A 22,161-nucleotide genomic window follows, 5' to 3' on the forward strand; every position below is an offset into this window, starting at 1 on the left:
GGATCGGAAGTGGCGGCGGCCAGGGCCTGCCTCGGTGGCCGGCCCTGGCCTTCACGTGTCACATCACTTGGTGGCGCAGGTATAGCTCGCGGCCATGTTGACATCGCCGGATCCGCTGTACTTCGGCCAGTTCGGATACTCGCACAGCGGCCGGGTCCGGCCCGGGACACCGACGGTGTCGGTCACGACCTGCGAAGACGGTGCCGTATTCTTCTCGACCCAGTTCTCCAGCGCAGTCAGCGAATCCCACGAGGCGTTGAATACTGAGCTCACGGCATGGCCATAGCCGGGGATCTCGTAGTAGCGCATGAACGCGCTGACATTGTCCGCGCCGCCCATGGTGCTTTGCACCCGCGTGAAATAGTCCTCAGTCGAGCGCGTGCTGACCAGCGCGTCGGACATCCCGTGCGCCATCAGGATCTTGCCGCCATGGTTCTTGAAGGCGGACAAGTCGGTCTTGTTGACGTCCTGGATCGCGGTGAGCTGGCTGATGCGGTCCTGCCAGGACCCCGGGTTCTGCGGGTCGAGCGTGAGCGAGTTGAAGGTCGGGTCGCGCGTGACGAAGTAGCGCACCCACTGGTCCCAGAACACGCTCATGTACGGCGCGGTGGCCGGCATCGGGTTGGCCGGGGCGTCGGTATTGAGGGCCAGCGAGATGACCGTAGGCTGTACCGATGCAGTGCCGGCAAGCCCGAGGTCAGCGCCCCAGACGTTGAAACCAGGATATCTTGTCTCTCCGCTCCCCAGCGCATAGCCAAACACGATTTCCGAGTTATAGACCTTCAAGGCACTGATCTGCGCGTCTGACAGGCAAGTGTCGCCGGTATCGGCGCCGTTGGCGCAACGCACAGCCTGGCCGTTCAGCATCGCCGTCGACGGGTCGAAACTGGCGTTGCAGGCGGCGATATTGCTGATCAGGCCGTCCTTGACACCGTCCAGGTTGTCGCATGCGGCAATGGCTGCGTCATACAGGACCTTGCGCTTGGCCTGGTTCGGATAAGCACCCGGCGCGGCGAACGCGCGCGTGATGCGGCCGAACTGCAGGTCCAGGCTTGCGGCATTCCACGCCGGATAGAGCACGATCGCGCCATCCCAGTCCGTAGGCCAGCGCTGCACCACTGCCAGCGCTTCGCGGCCGCCGGATGAACCGCCGGCGAAATAGGCCTTCTTCGGGCCATCGGCCTGGTAGTGCAGCTTGATCAGCGCCACCGCGACGTCGCGGGTTTTCTTCAGCGCGTCGCCGGCGAAGTTGCGCAGCGCCTCGTCATTGGTGCCGAACGAGCCGTCGCGGCTGCCGAGTGCGCCGGCCTGGTGGCCGGAATCGCTGGCGAACGTGGCATAGCCGCGCGCAAGCGGCGTGGGCTGGTCAGTCGGGCCTGCCGGCACGTTGCCGGCCGTGTTAGGGATGGTGCCGTCGTAGCCGCCGCCACCGAACATGACGACCTTCTGGTTCCAGCTCGCCGGCATGTCGACTTCGAACTTGATGGCCGGCGCGGTCGGATCGACCGAGGTGATCGTGCCGGTCACCTTGCAGTACTCGCCGGTGCCAAGCTGGCCGCCGCCGGAGGCCGGCACCTTGACCGCGGCAGTGACGGTCGCGCCCTTGGTGGGCAGTCCGATGCTGCTCGATGCAACGGTCTGGCCGGGCATGTTCTCGCACGACACCGGGGTCACCGGGTGCGTAGGATTATTGGCTTGGTTATCATCGCCACCGCCGCCACCGCAGGCGCTCAAGACGAGTACAGCGGCAGTCGCCATGAGGCGTGGGGCCAGTCCGACTGGCGCTGGCAAGCGTCTACATCCAATGTCTTTTGACATTTTCTTCTCCAGGTGTCTCCAGGGGTGGGATAAGCCCGCGGTGTCGCCGGACGAGATATCCCGGAAGACCTTCCGCAATCGACGTGCCAGCGCCGGTGCGGGAGCGGATGTGGATTGGAATATGCTGTGGCTTTCATATGTGGTGCGCTTGTTATACGTGGCTCAAAATCGCCTGCGCGCGTCGATATGAATCTTTTTCAAACGCTTGAAAGAATCTGCATAGGGGGCAGGCAATAAGCCGTCCTGGCGCTCAAAAATAGGACGGCCCGATGCGCAGCTGGTGGACGAGCGCAAGACTGTGTAACCCATGCAGCCAGATTTCATCCGAAATCGCGAGGGCAATCAGCCAGGACGCCGCGACGATGACAAGGTCGCAGCGCCCGCTCTTCCACCAGTTGAGGGAATGCCGGCCGGCGATCCACGGCACCCCAAGTGGATTCGGCCAGTCGGCCAGCAGGTGCATGACGCCCCCGCAGGCAAATCCGAATGCCGGCGCCGCCAAGACGTGTGTTCCCAGTGCATGGTAGGCCCCCCCCAGCAGGCCGACCCACGCGATGCCCCAGTGCGTCCAGGTCCGATGGGTAATCCAGAGGCGGCGCGACCTTGACCACCATGCCACTTCGAGCCAGTCCGGCGCGGTGCTGCCCAGCAGCGCCGCCACGAAACCTGCCGCGCTTTCCCATACCCACCCGCCACCGCCGCACTTTGCAATGACGGAGGCGGCGATGACCGCCGTCGCCCAACCCGTGGCGTGGTGTGCTTTTGTTGAGGCCATGATAGGACTGCGTTGCTTTGCCGGTGATCAGTGAGGGCGCGCATCTTGGCAGATATGTCCTTAAAACGCCAGAGCCGCCAGAGCCGGATCGCAGGCGCCTCGGGCGATGTCATTGCTGTGCCGCAGCACACGCCGTCCGATGGCCGGGACGCGCGCGAGAGCATTGCCGTCTCGCCTCCATCCACGACACAATGGCACCCGTTCCGGAAACCGGCCGATTCGCGCCTGAGCCGACCTTGCGCAGCCCATCCCATGAAACTTCACCAGCTCCGCGCGCTCGCCGCGGTCGCCGACGCCGGCAGCATCCAGGAGGCCTCGCGCGTGCTGCACATCACGCAGCCCGCGCTCAGCAAGGCCATGAAGGAACTGGAAACCTCGGTCGGTGCCACGCTCTTCGTGCGCTCCAGCAAGGGCATCCGCCTGACGCCAATTGGCCAGCGGCTGGTCGGCCATGCGCGGCTGATCAGCGAGAATGTGCGCCGCGCGCGCGACGACCTCGAGGACATGAAGGGCGCCGTCGTCAGCGAAATCAGTTTCGGCGTCACGCCGGTGACGGCCCTGATACGGCCGGTGGCTGCCGTGCTCGACACCTTCCGCCGCGAATTCCCCGGGGCGCGCCTGCGCATCCAGGAAATGCGGCCGGCGCAATTGCTGGAGCAGGTACGCGAGGGCATGATGGATTTCGCGCTGACGTCGCAACTGCTGCCGGCCGATCGCGGGCTCGACTGCACTCCCGTGTGCCGAGTGCCGTCCGTGATCGGCGCCCGCAAGGGCCATGCGCTGCGCGGCTCGCGCTCGCTGCGCGAGCTTCAGCAGGCCGACTGGCTCACGCTGGATCCGCTCAGCGATTTCCACTCCCCCTTTCCGTTGCTGTTCGCCAGCGCGGGGCTGGAGTTGCCGCAGCGCGTGGTGGAATGCACGTCGATGAGCCTTGCGCTGGACCTGTGCTGGAAGTCCGATGCGCTGCTGCTGCTCTCGGCCGAATCGCTGCGCAACGCGCTGATCCTGCAGACCATCGACTTCATCACCGTCGACGAGCCGCTGCCGGACCGCATGGTGTCGCTCGTGACGCGGGACCGCCACACCCTCACCCGGGCGGCGGAACGCCTGCATAGCCGCCTGCTTGACGGGCTGCAGCAGGTGCACGGCGTAGCCGCCCACGCCGCCTGACGGCGACTCACGAACCTCTTCGCCCGTTCGCACGGCGCCCTTCTCCGGGATTACCCGAGCATAGCCATTGCTCATACCCATGAACAAAAGCTAGGACCGCGAACGCGGCCGTCCTCGTACCATCTGACGCACACAGGATCGGGCGCACCGGTCTCCTGTTCCGGCTACACGCCCCAGCGCCATACCAGCGAGGACTCAATGATCGATTCGCAGCCCGCGTCACTCACCCTTCCGCCTCAGGCCGGCGCCGCTGCAGGTGCCGCGCCAGCAGCCGAACGCTCGCATGCGCGCCGCGCCGTGGTGGCCGCCGCCATCGGCAATGGCCTGGAGATGTATGACTTCACCGTCTACAGCTTCTTCGCCGCTACCATCGGCCGGCTGTTCTTCCCGAGCAGCAGCCCGCTGGCGTCGCTGATGCTGTCGTTCGCGACCTTCGGCGCCGGGTTTGTGATGCGGCCGCTCGGCGCGGTGCTGATCGGGCATTTCGCGGACCGCCGCGGCCGCAAGGCAGCGCTCACGCTGACCATCGGCCTGATGACGGCCGGCACTGCGCTGATTGCCTTCGCGCCCACGCACGCGTCGATCGGGCTTGCCGCGACCGTGATCGTGGTCATGGGACGCCTGCTCCAGGGCCTGTCGGCTGGTGGCGAGATCGGCGCGGCCTCGGCGCTGCTGATGGAATCGGCCGGCAAGCAGAAGCGCTGCTTCCTGGTGAGCTGGCAAGGCGCCACCCAGGGCGGCGCCGCGCTGGCCGGCGCGCTCACCGGCGCGGCCATCACCGCGGCATTGTCGCCGGAGGCCATGATGTCGTGGGGCTGGCGCATTCCGTTCATGATCGGGCTGCTGATCGCGCCGGTCGGCCTCTACATCCGCCGCAACCTGAAGGAAACGCATACGGGCGGCGCCGAACACGCCGACCTGAAGTCCGTCTTTCGCAAGTACTGGCGCGTGCTGCTGCTGGGCATGCTGCTGATGACGGGCAGCACCTCGGGCATGTACATCACGGTCTTCTACATGCCGACGTACCTGATCCAGTCGATCCACATGCCGCCGGTCACGGCCTTCCTGGCCGCGTGCATGGCCGGGCTGGCCATGCTGGTCATGTCGCCGCTGTTCGGCAAGCTGGCCGACCGCCTGCCCACGCGCAAGCCGATGATCGTGGCGGCCATCCTGGCGTCGCTGGCCTGGTGCTATCCGAACTTCCTGCTGCTGACCACGCATGCCACGCTGGTCTCGGTGGTGCTGCAGATCGGCGTGAGCGTGACCATCATGTCGATCAGCGGCGGCGCCGGCGCCGCCATGATGATGGAAGCGTTCCCGCGCGAACACCGTGCCACCGGCATGTCGGTGATGTACAGCCTGGGCGTGACCGTTTTCGGCGGCTTTGCCCCGCTGGTGGTGACCTGGCTGATTGCCACCACCGGCTCGCCGATGGCGCCCGCCTGGTACCTGATGAGCGCCAGCACCATCAGCCTGATCGCCCTGTCGATGTTTCCTTCGCACCCCGGTCGCGACTGACGCGAACCTTCCACGCACGACACCATGAACCAACTGCCCGAGAACCTGAACATCCCCGCGGCGCTGCATGCGGCCTCGCAGCGCTTCGCGCAAGTCCGCCAGCGCATCCATGCCCGTCCGGAACTGGGCGCGGACGTCGGCCATACCGCCGAGCTGGTGGCCGGCCTGCTGAAGCAGTGGGGCTACAGCGTGCACACCGTTGGCGGCCGCGGCCTGGTGGGGCAGCTCAAGGTGGGCGACGGCACGCGCCGCATCGGCCTGCGCGCCGACATGGACGCCCTGCCCCTGCAGGAACGCACCGGACTGCCCTACGCCAGCGAAATCCCGGGCCGCATGCATGCCTGCGGTCACGACGGCCACACGGCCACGCTGCTGGCGGCCGCCGAGTACCTCGCTTCGACGCGCAACTTCACGGGCACGCTGAACCTGATCTTCCAGCCGGACGAGGAAGGCCTGACCGGGGCCCTCGCCATGATGGCCGACGGGCTGTTCGAGCGCTTCCCTTGCGATGGCATCTATGCGTTCCACAATGCGCCCGGGCTGCCGCTGGGTGCTGCGGTGGTGCAGGAAGGTCCGCTGGGCGGCTCGTCCGACCGCGTCACCGTGACCTTCCGCGGCCGTGGCGGACACGGTGCCATGCCCAACCTCGCCGTCGATCCGACGCTCGCCATGTCGGCCACGGTGGTGGCCTTGCAGGGCATCGTCGCGCGCAACGTGGCGCCGGTGGACGCAGCCGTCATCAGCGTCGGCGAAATGCATGCCGGCACGACGTACAACATCATTCCCGAGACGGCAACGCTCAAGCTCAGCGTGCGCGCCACCAGGCCCGAAGTGCGCGAACTGCTGGAGCGCCGCATCCGCGAAGTGGTCTCGCACCAGGCGGCCTCGTACGGCGTGCAGGCAGAGCTCGAGTATGAGCGCATGGTCCCCGCGATCCAGAACAGCACGCGCGAGGCCGGGATCGCCCGTGACGCGGTGGCATCGGTGGTCGGCAACGAGCGCGTGATCCGCGTGCCGCCGTCGTCGCAGATGGGGAGCGAGGACTTTGCCTGGATGCTGGAGAAAATGCCCGGCTGCTACTTTGCGCTGGGCAATGGCATGGCCGGGCAGGCGTGGGTCGGATGCTCGCTGCACAACGATGGCTATGACTTCAACGACAAGCTGATCCCGATCGGCGCGGCATGCTGGGTGGCGCTGGCCGAGCAATACCTGTGCTGACGCGGCTTGCAAGAGCGGGGGCTGTGCGAATCGCTTCGGCCTGTTTCAATACTTACGGATTGTCACGAGTTCTGCGTCATCGCGGCCCGGCGCCGTGCCGTTGTAGGAGGCAAGCACGGCGCAGTGCCGCGCTCTCAAACGATCCTCAGGAGTTGACGCCATGAAGAAGCTGTTCGCTGCCCTCGCCTCCGCAGCCCTTGTCGGTACCGTCTTCGCGCAGACTGGCGTGCCAGCTTCCGCGAGTCAGCCACAGGCGGCCGCGACGAAAGACCAGGCAACGGCGGTCAAGGAAAAGACCGACGCAACGGGCGACGCAAAGGCTGGTGCAAAGGCCGGTGCCAGCAAGTCCACCGCGAAGAGTACCCACCACAAGTCGGCCAAGATGGGGGCTGCCAAGTCCGAAGCGGGCAAGACAAAGGTGGATGCGAAGAAGGAGGGCAACCAGGCTAAGAACAACGCGGAGGCTGCCAAGCCTGGCACGCCGGCCGACGCGGCCAACCCCACAGCCAGCGTCAATACCGACAAGACGAAGAAGCAGTAAGTCGCTCCGCTCACGCGAACGGGAGGTCGGTTGCAGGGCAGTCATCGCAACGCTGTTCGCAAGCGGTAGCTTTGGGGAGAGTGCCGGGTGGCTGGCAGGTTCCACCTGGCCTCTCCGCCTTTGTCATCGTTGTGGAGTCGCCATGAAAGTCATTGTCGCGCTGCTGATTGCCATTTCCACGCTGCTCGGCGGCTGTGTCGTGGTGCCATACGGTGGCGGCTACTACGATGGCTACCATGGTTCGCGCGGGTACTGGGGCCACGGCCACGGTTACCGGTGATATCCGTCCCCGGGATGAAGCGCCTTGGCTGGCGCTCCCTTAATGCGGCAATACGGTCAGCCCGGACGCGCCGAGTGAAGTCGTCCTGCGCTGGCTCCTGAGCACGCCATCCTGGTCGAACTCGAACAGGACGGTCGACGATCGGATCTCGCCGCCCGAGAACAGCGGGCCGATGAAGGGAATAAAACTCTCCGCGTGAGGCTTTGAGGTCGCAAACGAATAGACCAGTATGAGCGCCCCATTGCTCAAGGCCGCCCGGGATGTCGGTGCGCCAAGTTGTCCGGTCACGTCGCCGATGGTGGTAAATCCCGGAAGGAAGTTCTCCAGTTGTTCCGGCATGACGTCGACGCCCGTCGATACACAGCCCGTCATCAGGCTGCATACGACAATCCATGCGTGAACCCGGTTCATCTCGCCACCGTCCTGCTGCCTGTACCCCAACGCTGGCGAGACGCCTCGCGCGTGGCGCGAGCGCGGCCCGGCGATGCGTCCAATACCCTCGTCCTTCAAGGATAGGACTTTGCGGTGAGACCGGAATTCGATGGGCGACGATCTTGCCGCGGTGGCGTCGCTTATCCGGTCGAGCGCTTTAGCCGCATCGACAGCGAGAAGCTGTCCGCGGGGTGCACCGTCACCGAGAACTCGAACGCTTCGCCGGCCGCGTCCAGATAGCGGCGCAGGATCTTGAGCACGGCCGCGCCCTCCTCCAGCCCGAGCGCCTTGACGACACGCGCGTCCGCAAGCGTCGAGGCGCGCACGTCCTGTTCGATCTCGGCGATCTGCCGGCCATAGCGCGACTCGATCAGCGTACTGACCAGCTCCGGTGACGTGGTCACCAGCTCGCCAATGTCCGTGTAGGCCGGGTCGATATAGATGTCCGTCCACGCCATCGGCGAGGCGGCAGGCCCTTCGTCCAGGCGGATGCTGGAGATCCGCAGCCTCGGCGTGCCTTCCGCACAGCCGATGTCGCGCGCGAGTTCCCCCGCCACGCTGACGATCTCCACCGATTGCACCCGGCGCGAATGTTCGACCCCGAACTGGACCAGATCGTCGACCGACGCCAGCGTGGGCCGGAATTTCGCCTTGGGCCGCGACGCCTCCACCCGGGTGCCCACGTTCTTGCGCCGCGACACAAGGCCCTGGTCCTGCAATTCCTGCAGCACCGCGCGGATCGTGTAGCGGCTCGCGTTGAACTGCTCGCATAGCTCGAACTCCGTGGGCAGCAGCGACCCGACGGGAAACTGGCCGCCGACGATGCCGTCAAGAAGTTGCCTGGCGATCTCCGCCGAGTTGGTTTTGCTCATCTGGTTCCGACTACATCCGTTGTCATGGGAATCGGTTAAGGGGTAAACCCTCATTTCATAAATATGTTCGAACATATTTAATGCTGAACATGTTCGAACATATTAGCGAACCCGATCTCTTGCCACAAGGTAGCAACATGTCCCTCTACGCGATTCCCGCCGCCAGCACCGTAGTCGACTCCGCGCTCTTCCGCGACGCTTTCGGCACCAAGAAAATGCGAGCCATCTTCTCCGACGGCGCGCTCGTCCAACGCTACATCGACGTCGAGGTCGCCCTGGCCAAGGCGGAAGCGCGTGTCGGCGTGATTCCGGCTGAAGCGGCCGAGGTCATCGCGCGCGAATCGAACATCGAACGGATCGACTTCAACCACATGCGCGAGGAGACCGACATTGTCGGCTACCCGATCCTGCCGCTGGTGCACCAGCTCGTGACAATGTGCGGTGAAGCCGGCCGCTACGTGCATTGGGGCGCTACCACGCAGGACATCATGGACACCGCGGTCGCGCTCCAGGTCCGCGATGCGCTGGACAGCATCGACGCCGACATCCGCGAACTGCGCGCCATTCTCGCCGATTTGTCGGGGAAGCACCGCAATACCCCGATGGCCGGCCGCACGCACCTGCAGCAGGCGCTGCCCGTCACCTTCGGCTACAAGACCGCGATCTGGCTGGCGATGTTCGACCGCCACCAGCAGCGCCTCGCCGAACTGCGTCCGCGTGTGGCCGTGGTGGAGTTCGCCGGCGCTGCCGGCACACTCGCGTCGCTCGGAGACAAGGGCTTCGAAGTGCAGCGCGCGCTGGCCGAGGAGCTGGGCCTGGGCGTGCCGGCCACCACGTGGCACGTGGCGCGCGACGGCTTCGCCGAAGCCGTGAACCTGCTTGCGCTGGTCACTGGCTCGCTGGGCAAGATCGCGCTCGACATCATGATCATGGCGTCGACGGAATTCGCGGAAGTCTATGAGCCGTTCGTGAAGGGCCGTGGCGCCAGCAGCACGATGCCGCAGAAGCGCAACCCGATCTCGAGCGAACTGATGCTGGCGGCGTCAAAGGCCGTGCGCCAGCACGCCGGTCTGATGGTCGACGCGATGGTGCAGGATTTCGAACGCGCAACCGGCCCCTGGCATGCGGAGTGGATCGCCATTCCGGAAAGCTTCATCCTGACCTCCGGCGCCCTGCACCAGGCGAAGTTTGCGCTCGGCGGACTCGTGGTGGACACCGCGCGCATGAAGCACAACCTTGGCATCACCAATGGCCTGATCGTGGCCGAGGCCGTAATGATGGGCATGGCGCCGCATATTGGCCGCCAACAGGCCCACGACATAGTTTACGACGCCTGCCGCACCGTCAATGAAGCCGGCGGCACGCTGGCCGAAGCGCTGTGCGCTCTGCCCGCCGTGACCGAGCATTTTGACCGCGCGGCGATCGAGCGCCTGTGCGACCCGGCCAACTATCTGGGGCTCGCCCCGCAGATGGTGGATCGCGCCATCGAACTTTCAGGCAAGGTGGCCTGAGCACGAACCCCGGTGGAGGAAGACAACATGCAAGACCAGACCATCCAGACCCCTGCCGCACCGCCGGCTGCCCCGCGGCTGCCTTGGTATCGCAAGCTCGGCATGCAGGTGCTCGTTTCGCTGATCCTCGGCATCGCCGTCGGCTTTGCGTTCCCGGCGTTCGCGTCGAAGCTGAAGCTGCTCGGCGATATGTTCCTGTCGCTGATCAAGGCCGGCGTGGCGCCGCTGGTGTTCCTGACCATCGTCCACGGCATCGCCTCGGCCGGCGACGTGAAGAGCGCCGGGCGCGTGGGCTGGCGCTCGATCCTCTACTTCGAGGTCATCTCGACCATTGCGCTGCTGATCGGCATGCTCGCCGGCAACCTGCTGGAGATCGGCAAGGGCATGTCGAACGTCGCCGGCAGCGCCGCCGCGCCGGCCGCGAAGGCCGCCGCGCCGCAGGGTTTCCTGGAGTTCATGATGCATATCGTGCCCGACAATTTCGTCGGCGCCTTCGCCAAGGGTGAACTGCTCCAGGTGGTGGTGCTGGCGGTGATGGTCGGCATCGGCATCCTTGCCATTCCGGAGACGCGCCGCGCCAGGATCAACGACGGCCTCGACACCATCTCGGAAGTCCTGTTCTCGTTCATCAACCTGGTCATGAAGCTGGCGCCGATCGGCACATTCGGCGCGGTGGCCTACTCGGTCGGCAGCAACGGCGTCGCCGTGCTGGTCGCGCTGGCGCAGTTCGTCCTGAGCTTCTATGCGGTGGTGGTGCTGTTCATTGCCGTCGTGCTCGGCATCGTGGCCAAGCTGGCCGGATTCAGCCTGTGGCGCTTCCTGCGGTACATCAAGGATGAAATCCTGATCGTGCTCGGCACGGCATCGTCGGAAAGCGCCCTGCCGCGCCTGCTGATCAAGCTCCAGCGGCTGGGCTGCGCCAAGCAGACCGTCGGCCTGGTCCTGCCGACCGGCTATGCCTTCAACCTCGATGGCACGTCGATCTTCATGGCGATGGGCGTGATGTTCATCTCGCATGCCTACGGGGTGCCGCTCACGCTCGACCACCAGCTCGGCATTCTCGTGCTGATGCTGCTGACGTCGAAGGGCGCGGCCACGGTGTCGGGCGGTTCCTTCGTGGTGTTCGCCGCAACCGTGACGTCGACCGGGGTGCTGCCGGTCGAGGGCCTGGCGGTGATCTTCGGCGTGTACCGCTTCCTGTCGATGGCGATTTCCACCTGCAACACGATCGGCAACAGCGTCGCGACCGTGGTCGTGGCCAAGTGGTCCGGCACCTTCGATGCCGAGACCGCGAAGCGCCACCTGTATCCCGAGCGCTATCCCGACATGGCCGCCGCCGATGCGACGCTCGACGACGGCACGCTGCTGGGGGACGACGCCAACGCCGCCAATCCGCATTCGTCGGGCATCCCGATGCAGCGCGCCACCGCCCACTGAACGGCACCACAGGAACGAACCTATCATGGCAACGTACCGCACGGAGCATGACGCCTTCGGTCCGGTGGACATTCCCGCCGACCGCTACTGGGGGGCGCAGACGCAGCGCGCACTCGGCGTATTCGAGGTGGGGGAGGAACGCTTCCCCGGCTGCCTGATCCATGCTTTCGGCCTGCACAAGATGGCCGCCGCTCAGGCCAATCTGCGTTGTAGCGTGCTCGATGCCCCGCTCGGCGACGCCATCGTCGCCGCCGCCGCGGAATTGCGCAGCGGCCGCTTCGACGATCATTTTCCGCTGACGATCTGGCAGACCGGCTCCGGCACGCAGACCAACATGAATGCCAACGAGGTCATCGCGAACCGGGCCAACGAACGGCTGGGGCAGCCGCTGGGCACCAAATCGCCCGTTCATCCGAACGACCACGTGAATGCCTCGCAGTCCTCCAACGACAGCTTTCCATCGGTCATGCACATGGGCGCGGCCATCGAGCTGGAAGACCGGCTTGTCCCGGCGCTTGGCGGCCTGCGCGACAGCTTGCGCGAGCGCGCCGCCGCGTTCGCCGACGTGCTCAAGATGGCCCGCACCCACCTCATGGACGCAGTACCCACCACGCTTGGCCGCAGTTTCGACGGCTTCGCGGCGCAGGTCGACAACGCGCTCGCGCGCCTGCGCGATGCCATGCCGCGCCTGCTGGTGCTGCCACAAGGGGGCACCGCCGCAGGCACTGGCCTGAACGCCCCGCCCGGCTTCGACCATGCCTTCTGCGAGGAGGCCAGCCGGCTGAGCGGCCTCGCATTCCGACCCAATCCCTGCAAGGTCGAAGGGATGGCGGCGCACGATGCACTGCTGGAACTCTCGGGCGTGCTCAATGTGATTGCCGCCTCGTTCACGAAGATCGCCAACGACCTGCGCTGGATGAGCTCTGGCCCGAACTCGGGGCTGGGCGAACTGCTGCTGCCTGACGACAGGCTGACGTCGTCCATCATGCCGGGCAAGCGCAATCCGACCATCGCGGAAGTCATGGTGCAGGCGTCCATGCAGGTCGCGGGCAACCACGTGACGGTGACCATGGCGGCCTCGTCCGGCAACTTCGAACTGAACGTCGCGAAGCCCGTGCTGGTCTACAACGTGCTGCAGTCGATCCGGCTGCTGGCCGATTGCGCGAACGTGGTGGCGACGCGCCTGATCCCGGGCATTCAGCCGGGCGCCGAACGGCTGGAGCGGGATCTGCAAAGCCCCTTGCTGGCCGTGACGGCGCTCAATCCGGTCATCGGGTACGACCGGGCGGCTGCCATTACCCACCACGCCACGCGCCGCAAGATCACGCCCCGCGCGGCGGCGATCGAGCTTGGATTGCTGGATGGGGAAACCTTCGACAGGCTGGTGGACCTGCGGCGCATGGCGGGAAGATGATCGGATGAGGCCGGTTCGAAGACGGCGCGACGCGAACCGGCTATCCTGACGCCTGCCGAGACTCCCGCGCGCGCCAATCGGGAACGGCAACGCAAACCATGCAGCGCCTTTTCCCCGTCGCCACCGTGATGACCGCAACGCCGTCCCCGCCTCTTCTCGACGAAGTCCTGCGTACCGTCACCCGCCGCTACCAGGTGCCGGAGACGCCCGTTCCATCGGGCCAGAGCCGCGAAGCCCGCGCGGCCGAGCGGGTCGCGATGGCCATCGAGCAGGCGCGGCACTCGCTGGCCCGCGGCGAGGTGCCGGATGCTTCGCTGAAACGCCAGTTTGCCGACGCGCTCGCGGACATGATCCATGAAGCCATTCATCCCGATTCCGGCGACCCGGTCTTCCAGGCCATGGTGCTTCGGCACAGGGCCGCGCCCGTGCGCGAGTTCGCGTCGCTGTCGGCGCGCGCCGAAGGGGACCGGCGCGCGGTCCTGGCTGCCGTGAACGCGGTGGCGCACCCGAACCGGCAACAACGGATGGCCCCAGGCTCGCAGCGTGAAGCATTGGCAGACCTGCATGCGTCGGCGGCTGCTTCATCATGGCCATCGCTGCGCGGCATTGCCCAACGCCTCATCGACGCGCCGGATAGCAAGAATGACTCGCCCGTAGCGCTCGCCCTGACGCGGCTGCTGGACAACCCTGCCCTGCAGCGCTTGCAGCGCATCGAAGCCCTGCAAACGGACGAACTGGTGCGCCAGTACGCTTCGCTATGGGATCGCGCCGGACCTCGCCCGGGAAGCGCGACAGCGGTTGCCCAGGGTGCGTCAGCGCAGCAACGCGGGGCCGGCGCCGAGGCCCTGGCGGCGCAAGCGCTCCAGGTTCTCGCGCAGCGCCTGAACGAGGCGGAACGCGACCCTGCGCGCTATCGCGTCGTGACTTCGCTGCGCGTCCCGGCTTCGATTCCCGCGAGCCATGAACGCGCAAAGACCGAATGGGACGTGGTCTTGCTGCGCCGGTCGGTTCCGGTCGATCGCCAGCCAGCCTGGGATGTCTGCCTGCTCGTAGAGGTCAAGGCGTCCGTGGACGCGGCGACCACGGACTTTCCGCGCCTGCTGCGCGGCCTGCGCCTGCTTGCCCACGCGAAGGACGATGCGGCTTATGCGTTCGCCTCCCACGAGGGAACGGTGCGCCTGCGCGGCGCCGCGCTTGCCGCGCTCTGTGCCGCGCCCACGCTGACGCGTACGGTGCTCTATTGCTGCGACGCCCGCGCCGAGACGGCCCCGCGCCTGCTCGGCGCGGCGAGTCGCATGCAGCTCCTGTCGGCGGACGAGAGCCTTGCATTCGCCAGCCACCTCGCGGCAAACGAGCCTGCGGATGCCGGGGACCTTGAACCGCTCTGGCTTCCGTTGCTGGAAGCCGAGCGCTGGAAAACCGTGCTCAACCAGTATTCGACGTTGCGGCAGGTGCGTGAACTGATGGTCCATACCGAAGACCTGCTTCGTGCGATCGACCGGGCCGTTGGCAAGGTTTGATGGCCCGATCGATAGTGCTGGCCCCCGCCTTCCCCGCTCACCCGTTTCAATTCTGACTCACACTTTTGCTTTCCCCCTTCGTGGGGTTGCCTGATCGGCCTCCATCGGCAGTCGGGGTGTCGGACCGTAAACCACGACTTTTCCGCGGGAAAACTCGACCTTTTCCATACCGATGGTCAGCACTCTGGACCATGCCCGGCTCGTCCATAGAGCGTATTTCCGCCTCCCTGTCGCGCGACTAGATTGAACGCATCGCTGGCATCGAAGAAGTGCCATCGAACTTCGATCATTCGCACAACCCGGGGAGCGGTCATGAAAAACATCCACGTGAAGCTGGCGGTCGTGCCACTAGCATGCCTGGCCGTCGTTGTTGCCGGTTGTGGCGGAGGCGGTGGCGACTCGGCCCCGGCCGCTACCACGGCGGCTCCAGGCTCCAGCACCACCGCGCCAGTGACGACGCCGACTGCGTCCACCAGCGCCTTGCTGTCGGGCACCACTGATCCGGGGCCCGATATCGGCAAGGACGGGGATTTCTACGTGAACACCACCACCGGGATGCTGTTCGGGCCCAAGGCAAACGGCGCGTGGCCTCCCGGTGTTGCGGTCGCAGGATCTCCGGGAGCCAAGGGGGATACGGGCGCACCGGGCAATACCGGGACCGCCGGCAGCACGATCCTGACCGGCTCGGTGGACCCGACCAGTACCGTTGGCAATAACGGCGACTACTACATCAACACCTCGACCGGGACGCTGTTCGGGCCGAAGGCCGATGGCACCTGGCCACCGGGCGTGCAGCTCGGCGGCGGCTCATCGGGAAGCGGTAGCGGCACGGTCCTGACCGGCCACGGGGCGCCGGGCAACGATATTGGCGCCGATGGCGACTACTACCTCGACACCGATACCTGGACGCTCTATGGACCCAAGGTCAACGGCCAATGGCCCGCGGGCGTGGTGCTGGCCGGCCAGCCCGGCGGTGGCAGTGGCGGCACTGGCGGCACCGGAGGCACCCCTGTCGGCAACGGCGGCCAGGTGATCTACGGCAGCGGTGCGCCGACCGACAGCATTGGCGTCGATGGCGACTTCTACTTCGATACATCGACCGGCACGCTATATGGGCCCAAGGCCGGCGGCCATTGGCCGACCACGGGCGCCACCGTACCTACGGTCTATAACGGCAACTTCAACGTGCCGGACTCGCTCAGCCGCGGGCTGTATGTCATGACGGGTGCCGGGGGCGCGGTGGCATTGCCGTCGGACTTCGCCGTCGTGATTCCTTATGACTGCGCCAGCGTCAAGCTGACCGCGTCCACGCTCGGCAAGCCCATCGGAAGCCTCACCATGGCGGTTTACAAGGTTACGGGCTCGGGCGCGGGTGCGACCAGTACCCCGGTGAGCAACCTGAGCTGCCGGATCAGCAACGGGCAGCAAAGCTGCAGCCAGGAAATGCCGGCCGGGACCGTCAACCATAACGACAAGCTGCAGGTGCAGCTCAACACCAACCAGGCTACCGGTTGGGGCGGGCTCGCTGTCAATCTGGCCTGCGTGAAATAAGGCCAGGCTCAAACAGGGGAGCGGAGGTGCCAGGGCGGCGGCAGGATGCAAATCCTGCCGCCGCTCTGGCGTTCAGAAGTTCGCTTCGATGGCGGCCTTTGCGCCCTCCGGGACCTCGTTCGGAATGACCCGGTGCGCAAGGATCTCGTAAGTGCGGGCCGTCGCCACTTCCTTCGGATCCACCAGCCGCTTTGGGCCGCCAAGCCAGGCAAAATGATCCATGCCATCGTCGCTTCGGAACCAGGCGAAATCGCCGATCCGGTCGAGGCCGCGCTTGACGACCTTCAACAATGCCAGCGCCTCATTCGACACGCCAAGATAGCGTCGCGTGTCATGGACGATCGTGCCGAGGGTGCGCAGCTTGTCCGCGCCTGAACGGCCGCCGTCCTCTGTCTGGTTCTGCACCAGTTCGACAACCAGAATCCCCTTGTGAGCAGTGATGCGCGCGTGCATGGAACCTCCAGACTGTGCGAGTGGCTTCACACAGCAGGAGAAGCAATTTTCCGGCCAGTGTCGAGGCCTTGTGCGCGAACCGACCCATTGCCGCCCGGCCGGCCCGCTTTGCACGGCAAATTGTGAGCGAGACACCACCCCTTGCGCGGCGAGGCAGGATATTTGCCGGACCAGATGATTCTCCCGGCGGCGCCCCTGCCATGCCCTGTTGGTGCGGAGCCAACGAAAATCCTCCTTCGGGACCAGCGCCCTTTTACATCGCTGCCACCGCCCGCTGGCGAGCAACTTCGGCCTGCGGGGCGCCCGCGTTGTCGGCATGCAGCGTGAAGTCGAAGCGGATCAGCGAGAACGGCTTGTCGACGCCGAGCGCCTGCATCGCGGCCGCGTCGTCGATGCGCGTCACCGGCGGCACCAGCCCTTCGCGCGTGGCAAAGGCGAAGTCGTCCCACAGATAGGGATCGCCGTCGATGTTGATCTGCGTGGTCAGCTTGCGGTGGCCCGGCGCCGAGACGAAGAAGTGGATATGGGCCGGGCGCGTGCCGTGGCGATCGAGCGTCTTGAGCAGGCGGTCGGTGGCGCCGCCCGGCGGCACGCTGTAGCCCACCGGCACGATGCTGCGCAGGCGATAGCGCCCTTCGCTGTCGGTGACGATGGTGCGGCGCAGGTTGAACGCGCTCTGGGTCGCATCGAAGTACGAGTAGTTGCCCAGCGAATTCGCATGCCAGACCTCTACGTTCGCATTGCGCAGCGGCTTGCCGGTTTCGTCGAATACCCGACCCTCCATCACCAGCACCTCGCCGTCGTCGGTGCCGTCGTCAAGCCGGGCTTCGCCCTGCGCGACCGGCGCGCCGGCCACGTACAGGGGGCCCTCGATGGTGCGCGGCGTGCCGCCGCCAATGCCCGCGCGCGCTTCGGCTTCGTCCATGCGCAGGTCCAGGAAGTGGTCGAAGCCCAGGCCGGGCGCGATCAGGCCGAGTTCGCCGCTGCGGCCCGCCTCGGCCAGGTAGTTGAGGCCGGCCCAGAACTCCTCGGGCTGGATGTCGAGATCCTCGATCATGTGGAACAAGTCGCGCACCATCCGGTGCACGATCGCGGCGATGCGCGGATTGGCATCCGGGCCGGTGGTCTCTTCGATGCGGTTCAGTACGGCGTCGATGGCGATCTTGTCCATGGTTGTCTCCTATGGCCTTGTGGGTGAAGTGATATGGGGAACGTTGTCGATGTCAAAGCGAGCGGAACAGCGGGCTGCGGGTGGCCTGGCTCGCGTCGGCCGCCGACAGGAACTTCTCGGTGAAGATGTCCTTCTCGAACAGCCGGCCCTGCATCAGCGTGGCGATGCAGGCCTCGATCATTGGCGGCGGCCCGCACAGGTAGGCGCGCCAGCCGCGGAAGTCGTGGCGGAAGTGGCGCCCGGCCAGGTCGTGGACATAGCCGCGTTCGCCGCTCCAAGCGCTCTGCTCTGGCTCGCCGGACAGCACTGGCAGGTAGGCGAAGTTGTCGTGCTGCTGCGCGAGCGCCTCGAATGCTTCGCGGTAATACAGTTCGCCGGCATTGCGCGCGCCTTGCACCAGCACGATCTCGCGCGGGTCGCCGCATGCCAGCAGGTCGAGGATCATCGAGCGCGGGCTCGACAGCCCCGAGCCGCCGGCCATGAACACCAGCGGCCGTGGATCACTCTTGCGCACGAAGAAGCGGCCCAGCGGGCCGGATAGCTGCAAGCGTTCGCCGACCTGCAAGTGCTCATGCACATAGGTGGTCGCACTGCCGCCCGGGACCAGCCGGATGTTCAGCTCGATCTCGCCCGCCGCCGGCGCGCTGGCAATCGAGAACGCGCGCGGCGTGGCTTCCTTGCCGATCCACACATTGACGTACTGGCCCGGCTGGAACTGCAGCGGCTCGCCTTCGATGCGCAGGAACACGCCCTTGATAGTTGGCGTGAGCGCCTCGATGCGGGCCACTTCCGCGGTGAAGTCCAGCAGCGGCAGGCATTGCGCGTCGGGGTCGGGCTCGATATCGGCCTCGATCACCATGTCCGACATCGGCCTGGCGCAGCAGGCCAGGCACTTCGCTTCGTCGCGCTCGAAATCCATCAGGGCGAACGGCGAGGCCTCGCCATGGTCGAGTTCGCCTTGCAGGGTCTGCACCTTGCAGGTTCCGCACAGGCCGTGGCCGCAGGCATGCGGCAGCCAAACTCCCGCGCGCAGGCACGCGTCGAGCACGGTCTGGCCCTCTTCGATGTCGATGGTCTGGCCGAGTGGTTCGATGGTCAGTTGGTAGGTCATGTCAGCCTCCGTAATGCCGTAATGCCGTGGTGCCGTGGTGTGACAGCGTCAGTTGCCAGAGCCGCCAATGCCATTCAGGCCGGGGGTACGCAGCCGCAGCAGCGACTTGTGCCCGAGGCCGTTGGCCGCAAGGCTGGCGGACGTGTCCGGCGCGAATGGCTCGCCGCCGCGCAGCCATTGGACTTGCGTCCAGTCGATAGCCGCACCATCGGGATGCGCCGCCAGCAATGGCGTGATGACATCACTGACCAGGGCGCCGAACGGCATGTCAGGTGGCAGCGGGAGCGTGAAGGGGCTGCAGAACAGCAGGTGCTGGTCCCAGCCGAAGTACACCAGCTGGTTGCCGTGGAAGTTCTCGACGCGGTCGCGGGTTTCGCCCGCGTAGCCGGGATTCAGTGCGATGACTGGCATGATGGTCTCCGGTGTGGGGTTCAGTCGTGTCCGTGGTCGCAGCACGGCGCGCTGCCGCCCTGCTCCGCTGCCGGCGTGCCTGCGGCACCGGTCCAGCGGTCCCAGTTGGCGCGGTCCTGCGAGTCGGCGAAGTCGCCGCGGTCGGCGGGGCTCAGGTGGTACCAGTCGAGCACCTCGGGCAGCGTCGCGCCGCCGCAGTTGCCCTGGAAGATCTGGTGCACCGGCAGCCAGGCCTGCACGTACTTCTCGGGCTCGTCAACGAAGATGTCGCGGCAGCCGTCCGAGCAGAAGTGATAGCGGTCGCCGTCGTGCTCGGCCTCGCGGTAGCAAATCTGCGTCGGGTCGTCGGGCTCGGTGAAAGCCATCGGGATCTGGCACACCTGGCACAGCATCGGCAGGCCCGGGTTGTACCAGCGCTGGCCGGCCTGCTGTTGCTGCTGCCAGTAATCGAAGCGCGGCTTGTAGTGCCGGTCGAAGCTGTCGGGATACTTCTCGGCCAACCACGTCATTTCGGACGCCTCCGGCACCCAGGTGTGGATCGCTGCGGCGTGGTTGAAGTTGTAGAAGATCGACCAGGCGATGTGCGACAGGTGGTCCTTCTCCTTCGCGGCCTGCTCGTGATACTTGGGCATGCGGATGCCGTAGCGCGCCAGGTCGGCGAACAGCGCGCCGCCGTTCTGCTCGAAGTAGATTTCCCAGGCTTCCTTCCAGCTCATCACGCGCCTGGGCAGCATGTAGTCCATCATCATCGCCACCAGCGTCAGCAGCCGGTAGCCGCGCCAGAACCACTTGTCGATCCACTTCTGGATGATCGGACGGTTGGCCGGGTCCTGCTCCAGCATGAACTTCACCACTTCGAGCCCGAGCGTCATGTGGCGCGATTCATCGGACTGCGCGGAGAAGCCGAAGGTCACCGTGGCCATGTCGCCGTTGTAGGCGGCGCCCGACATGAAGGGCATGAACAGCAGGTTGGTCAGGACGTACTCGAACGAGAACGAGATCGCCGTGATGAACTCGAACGGCCCCGCCGTCATGGCGTCTTCGAAGTACGACTTCGGCACCGACAGGTACCACAGCCGGTCATGCAGGTGGCGCCAGTCGGAAAAGCCGTTGAAGTACTTGTTGTAGTGGCTGATGGTGTGGACCTGGGTCTGGCAGTGGCGCAGCTCGTCGATCGACTGCATCTGGCACGCCACGCGCGCGCCCACGCCGCGCAGCGTGCGCCCGGCCATGGCAAAGCCGCGGTGCGCGGCATACTCCAGCGGCGACACGCCTGTCAGGAACAGCTTGAGCGCGTTGACGTAGCGCGCGTCGCTGACATTGAGCTGGCCGTTGTTCTGCTGGAACGCGTCGATGATCGCGTACAGCTTGCGCTCCTTCTCGGACTGGAATTTCCAGTACGCATCCATGGTCAGGCGGAACGGATCTTCCCAGCCGTCCCAGTCATGGATCACGATGCCTTCGAACTTGTCGTGCGGGAATACGGCATCCATGGGCTGATAGGTGGTTTCCCAGCCGAGGTCGCGCGTGAGGATCGCGTACTTCTCCTTGAGCGACAGCTTGGGGCTGGTAGCCTGCCGCGCGGCGGTGGCGATTGCAGTGGCGGTGGTCATATCCTTGTCTCCAGTGTTCTTGCTGTTCAACTTTCGGCTCAGTGCCACGCCAGTACGAACTGGTCTTCGCTTTCGTCGATATTGCCGGCCAGCGAAATCAGGCCGAGCTGCAGTTCCTGCACGTCCCACGCGCGGCCGATGCGCTCTTCCACGCTGGCGCGGTTGATTTCCAGGCGCCCGGGCGCGTCGATCTTGACCATGGCCGGATAGCGGTTGATGGTGGCGTGCGGGTTGTCGGCCTCGATTGCGTCGATCACGGGACGCATCTCTTCGTTGGCCTGCAGGGCGATGAATACGATCTGTGCGGTCATGGCGTTCGTCCTTGATGTCATGCAACAGCGTCGGTGACGCGGAGCAGCCCCAGCCCCGCCAGGCGCTTGTCCAGCGTGGCAACCGCTTCACCAAGCACCGCATCGGCTTCGCCGGCGAACAGGCGGCGTACCAGCGGGGCCAGCGCGTGCTGGAAGCGGTCGAGCCATGCAAAGGCAAAGCCTGCGATCACGCCGGCATTCGCGGGAGATTCCTGCGCGGCTGCCTTCACCGTTGCATCGACCCAGCGCGTGGTCTCGGCATACCAGGCGGTCATGAAGTCGGTGACCAGCGAGAACGCGGGGCTTTCGGCGGACAGGCGCGCATCCAGGCGCTGGTAGACCAGCGGGTAAAGCAGCCCGTCCATCACGAGGTTCTGCGCCACGTGCAGTTCGAACCAGTCGTTACGCACGATCAGGTCTTCGATCGCATGGCGCAATGGCTGCCAGGCCAGGTCTTCCATCCATGCCGTCTTGGCGGCTTCGACCGCGGCCTTGTCGCCGACCAGCAGGCCGATGCGGGTCAGGTACTGCGCAATGCCCAGGCGATCCATGGTGTGGAACATGGCGGCTTCGGTGATGGCCGAGCCGTAGCCATAGGCCGTGATCGCGGCGTTGTTCATGTTCGCCGCCCACTCGACATGGCGCAGCGGCACCACGCCGAGCGTCAGCAGTTCGCGCAGGGGCGCCGGCAGCGATGCCAGCAGGCCGCGCTTCTCGACGAAGTCCAGGTTCTTCTCCATCGCGTCCTGCTGGCGCGCACGGGCGTTGACGTACGTGCCGTAGTAGAACTGGCGCGGGTCCTTCAGCGCGTACCAGTCCTGCATGACCACCTGCGTGCGGCGCACGTCGTAGAGTTCGTATTGCGGCTGCCACAGCGGGCGGTAATGGAAGCTGGTCTCCGGCTGCAGGTCGTACATCGCCTCCTGGTAACGCGTGGCCGGCTTGTCGGCGCCCAGGCGCCGTTGCAGGTTGGCGAAGGTCTGGCGGATCGGACTGACGCTGTCGGTACGGATATCGATTTGCATGGTGGGTTG

General features: G+C 65.9%; 21 protein-coding genes. 10 read left to right on the top strand and 11 right to left on the bottom strand.

From position 1 onward, the window contains the following. Positions 1-63 precede the first annotated feature (63 nt). Together ACIGJC_RS07480 and ACIGJC_RS07485 are read right to left on the bottom strand one after the other, a co-directional pair. Complete coding sequence (locus ACIGJC_RS07480; RefSeq protein ID WP_483711363.1) at positions 64-1,818, bottom strand: tannase/feruloyl esterase family alpha/beta hydrolase; 1,755 nt, start codon at positions 1,816-1,818, stop codon at positions 64-66. Between the two features lie 250 nt (positions 1,819-2,068). Next, on the bottom strand, positions 2,069-2,593 hold the full coding sequence (locus tag ACIGJC_RS07485) for a metal-dependent hydrolase (RefSeq protein ID WP_483711364.1): 525 nt from the start codon (positions 2,591-2,593) through the stop codon (positions 2,069-2,071). 252 nt (positions 2,594-2,845) lie between these two features. On the opposite strand from ACIGJC_RS07485, the gene ACIGJC_RS07490 reads away from it, so the two are divergent. From ACIGJC_RS07490 to ACIGJC_RS07510, 5 genes are all read left to right on the top strand, one after another. Beyond that, complete coding sequence (locus ACIGJC_RS07490) at positions 2,846-3,763, top strand: LysR substrate-binding domain-containing protein (protein ID WP_483711365.1); 918 nt, start codon at positions 2,846-2,848, stop codon at positions 3,761-3,763. Between the two features lie 198 nt (positions 3,764-3,961). Next, positions 3,962-5,281, top strand: a complete 1,320-nt coding sequence (locus ACIGJC_RS07495; protein WP_483711366.1) for an MFS transporter — start codon at positions 3,962-3,964, stop codon at positions 5,279-5,281. A gap of 24 nt (positions 5,282-5,305) precedes the next feature. Then, the gene (locus ACIGJC_RS07500; RefSeq protein ID WP_483711367.1) at positions 5,306-6,499 is read left to right on the top strand and encodes a M20 aminoacylase family protein; all 1,194 of its coding nucleotides are present in this window, start codon (positions 5,306-5,308) and stop codon (positions 6,497-6,499) included. A 160-nt stretch (positions 6,500-6,659) separates the two neighbouring features. Next, positions 6,660-7,040, top strand: coding sequence for a hypothetical protein (locus tag ACIGJC_RS07505; protein ID WP_483711368.1), 381 nt, complete (start codon positions 6,660-6,662; stop codon positions 7,038-7,040). A gap of 142 nt (positions 7,041-7,182) precedes the next feature. Next, the gene (locus tag ACIGJC_RS07510) at positions 7,183-7,320 is read left to right on the top strand and encodes a hypothetical protein (RefSeq protein ID WP_483711369.1); all 138 of its coding nucleotides are present in this window, start codon (positions 7,183-7,185) and stop codon (positions 7,318-7,320) included. Between the two features lie 39 nt (positions 7,321-7,359). On the opposite strand, the gene ACIGJC_RS07515 is transcribed toward ACIGJC_RS07510, so the two are convergent. Both ACIGJC_RS07515 and ACIGJC_RS07520 read right to left on the bottom strand, forming a co-directional pair. Further along, positions 7,360-7,731, bottom strand: a complete 372-nt coding sequence (locus ACIGJC_RS07515; RefSeq protein ID WP_483711370.1) for a hypothetical protein — start codon at positions 7,729-7,731, stop codon at positions 7,360-7,362. A 161-nt stretch (positions 7,732-7,892) separates the two neighbouring features. After that, complete coding sequence (locus tag ACIGJC_RS07520; protein WP_483711371.1) at positions 7,893-8,624, bottom strand: GntR family transcriptional regulator; 732 nt, start codon at positions 8,622-8,624, stop codon at positions 7,893-7,895. 137 nt (positions 8,625-8,761) lie between these two features. Between ACIGJC_RS07520 and pcaB the strand changes: the two genes are divergently transcribed. From pcaB to ACIGJC_RS07545, 5 genes are all read left to right on the top strand, one after another. Further along, entirely contained in the window at positions 8,762-10,135 is a 1,374-nt protein-coding gene (pcaB, locus tag ACIGJC_RS07525) for a 3-carboxy-cis,cis-muconate cycloisomerase (RefSeq protein ID WP_483711372.1), read from the top strand. Between the two features lie 27 nt (positions 10,136-10,162). After that, positions 10,163-11,572 (top strand): cation:dicarboxylate symporter family transporter, encoded by a 1,410-nt coding sequence (locus ACIGJC_RS07530; protein ID WP_483711373.1) that lies wholly within the window; start codon positions 10,163-10,165, stop codon positions 11,570-11,572. A gap of 25 nt (positions 11,573-11,597) precedes the next feature. Then, a complete protein-coding gene (locus ACIGJC_RS07535; RefSeq protein WP_483711374.1) occupies positions 11,598-12,986 on the top strand; it encodes a class II fumarate hydratase in 1,389 nt (462 codons plus the stop codon). 128 nt (positions 12,987-13,114) lie between these two features. Next, positions 13,115-14,506 carry a 3-deoxy-D-arabino-heptulosonate 7-phosphate synthase gene (locus ACIGJC_RS07540; RefSeq protein ID WP_483711489.1) on the top strand — a complete coding sequence of 464 codons (1,392 nt, stop codon included), beginning with the start codon at positions 13,115-13,117 and terminating at the stop codon, positions 14,504-14,506. 312 nt (positions 14,507-14,818) lie between these two features. Beyond that, positions 14,819-16,057 carry a hypothetical protein gene (locus ACIGJC_RS07545; protein ID WP_483711375.1) on the top strand — a complete coding sequence of 413 codons (1,239 nt, stop codon included), beginning with the start codon at positions 14,819-14,821 and terminating at the stop codon, positions 16,055-16,057. Positions 16,058-16,129: 72 nt separating this feature from the next. Here ACIGJC_RS07545 and ACIGJC_RS07550 read toward each other — a convergent pair whose 3' ends face one another. The 7 genes from ACIGJC_RS07550 to ACIGJC_RS07580 all read right to left on the bottom strand — a co-directional run bounded on the left by ACIGJC_RS07550 (position 16,130) and on the right by ACIGJC_RS07580 (position 22,152). Next, positions 16,130-16,510: a hypothetical protein gene (locus tag ACIGJC_RS07550; RefSeq protein ID WP_483711376.1), complete on the bottom strand. Its 381-nt coding sequence runs from the start codon at positions 16,508-16,510 to the stop codon at positions 16,130-16,132. 253 nt (positions 16,511-16,763) lie between these two features. After that, the gene (gene catA / locus ACIGJC_RS07555) at positions 16,764-17,681 is read right to left on the bottom strand and encodes a catechol 1,2-dioxygenase (RefSeq protein ID WP_483711377.1); all 918 of its coding nucleotides are present in this window, start codon (positions 17,679-17,681) and stop codon (positions 16,764-16,766) included. Positions 17,682-17,733: 52 nt separating this feature from the next. Further along, positions 17,734-18,792, bottom strand: coding sequence for a 2Fe-2S iron-sulfur cluster-binding protein (locus tag ACIGJC_RS07560; RefSeq protein ID WP_483711378.1), 1,059 nt, complete (start codon positions 18,790-18,792; stop codon positions 17,734-17,736). Between the two features lie 48 nt (positions 18,793-18,840). Then, entirely contained in the window at positions 18,841-19,203 is a 363-nt protein-coding gene (locus ACIGJC_RS07565) for a phenol hydroxylase subunit P4 (protein WP_483711379.1), read from the bottom strand. Between the two features lie 20 nt (positions 19,204-19,223). Next, positions 19,224-20,816, bottom strand: a complete 1,593-nt coding sequence (locus ACIGJC_RS07570) for an aromatic/alkene/methane monooxygenase hydroxylase/oxygenase subunit alpha (protein WP_483711380.1) — start codon at positions 20,814-20,816, stop codon at positions 19,224-19,226. A gap of 38 nt (positions 20,817-20,854) precedes the next feature. After that, positions 20,855-21,127: an MmoB/DmpM family protein gene (locus tag ACIGJC_RS07575; RefSeq protein ID WP_483711381.1), complete on the bottom strand. Its 273-nt coding sequence runs from the start codon at positions 21,125-21,127 to the stop codon at positions 20,855-20,857. 17 nt (positions 21,128-21,144) lie between these two features. After that, positions 21,145-22,152 carry an aromatic/alkene monooxygenase hydroxylase subunit beta gene (locus ACIGJC_RS07580; protein WP_483711382.1) on the bottom strand — a complete coding sequence of 336 codons (1,008 nt, stop codon included), beginning with the start codon at positions 22,150-22,152 and terminating at the stop codon, positions 21,145-21,147. Positions 22,153-22,161 lie beyond the last annotated feature (9 nt).

The sequence above is a fragment of the Cupriavidus sp. C3SS-1 genome (assembly GCF_057073755.1).

Bases quoted from the DNA above. Each gene is read 5' to 3' on its own strand.
- ACIGJC_RS07480 (WP_483711363.1), bottom strand. From the start codon at position 1,818: ATGTCAAAAGACATTGGATGTAGACGCTTGCCAGCGCCAGTCGGACTG.
- ACIGJC_RS07485 (WP_483711364.1), bottom strand. From the start codon at position 2,593: ATGGCCTCAACAAAAGCACACCACGCCACGGGTTGGGCGACGGCGGTC.
- ACIGJC_RS07490 (WP_483711365.1), top strand. From the start codon at position 2,846: ATGAAACTTCACCAGCTCCGCGCGCTCGCCGCGGTCGCCGACGCCGGC.
- ACIGJC_RS07495 (WP_483711366.1), top strand. From the start codon at position 3,962: ATGATCGATTCGCAGCCCGCGTCACTCACCCTTCCGCCTCAGGCCGGC.
- ACIGJC_RS07500 (WP_483711367.1), top strand. From the start codon at position 5,306: ATGAACCAACTGCCCGAGAACCTGAACATCCCCGCGGCGCTGCATGCG.
- ACIGJC_RS07505 (WP_483711368.1), top strand. From the start codon at position 6,660: ATGAAGAAGCTGTTCGCTGCCCTCGCCTCCGCAGCCCTTGTCGGTACC.
- ACIGJC_RS07510 (WP_483711369.1), top strand. From the start codon at position 7,183: ATGAAAGTCATTGTCGCGCTGCTGATTGCCATTTCCACGCTGCTCGGC.
- ACIGJC_RS07515 (WP_483711370.1), bottom strand. From the start codon at position 7,731: ATGAACCGGGTTCACGCATGGATTGTCGTATGCAGCCTGATGACGGGC.
- ACIGJC_RS07520 (WP_483711371.1), bottom strand. From the start codon at position 8,624: ATGAGCAAAACCAACTCGGCGGAGATCGCCAGGCAACTTCTTGACGGC.
- pcaB (WP_483711372.1), top strand. From the start codon at position 8,762: ATGTCCCTCTACGCGATTCCCGCCGCCAGCACCGTAGTCGACTCCGCG.
- ACIGJC_RS07530 (WP_483711373.1), top strand. From the start codon at position 10,163: ATGCAAGACCAGACCATCCAGACCCCTGCCGCACCGCCGGCTGCCCCG.
- ACIGJC_RS07535 (WP_483711374.1), top strand. From the start codon at position 11,598: ATGGCAACGTACCGCACGGAGCATGACGCCTTCGGTCCGGTGGACATT.
- ACIGJC_RS07540 (WP_483711489.1), top strand. From the start codon at position 13,115: ATGACCGCAACGCCGTCCCCGCCTCTTCTCGACGAAGTCCTGCGTACC.
- ACIGJC_RS07545 (WP_483711375.1), top strand. From the start codon at position 14,819: ATGAAAAACATCCACGTGAAGCTGGCGGTCGTGCCACTAGCATGCCTG.
- ACIGJC_RS07550 (WP_483711376.1), bottom strand. From the start codon at position 16,510: ATGCACGCGCGCATCACTGCTCACAAGGGGATTCTGGTTGTCGAACTG.
- catA (WP_483711377.1), bottom strand. From the start codon at position 17,681: ATGGACAAGATCGCCATCGACGCCGTACTGAACCGCATCGAAGAGACC.
- ACIGJC_RS07560 (WP_483711378.1), bottom strand. From the start codon at position 18,792: ATGACCTACCAACTGACCATCGAACCACTCGGCCAGACCATCGACATC.
- ACIGJC_RS07565 (WP_483711379.1), bottom strand. From the start codon at position 19,203: ATGCCAGTCATCGCACTGAATCCCGGCTACGCGGGCGAAACCCGCGAC.
- ACIGJC_RS07570 (WP_483711380.1), bottom strand. From the start codon at position 20,816: ATGACCACCGCCACTGCAATCGCCACCGCCGCGCGGCAGGCTACCAGC.
- ACIGJC_RS07575 (WP_483711381.1), bottom strand. From the start codon at position 21,127: ATGACCGCACAGATCGTATTCATCGCCCTGCAGGCCAACGAAGAGATG.
- ACIGJC_RS07580 (WP_483711382.1), bottom strand. From the start codon at position 22,152: ATGCAAATCGATATCCGTACCGACAGCGTCAGTCCGATCCGCCAGACC.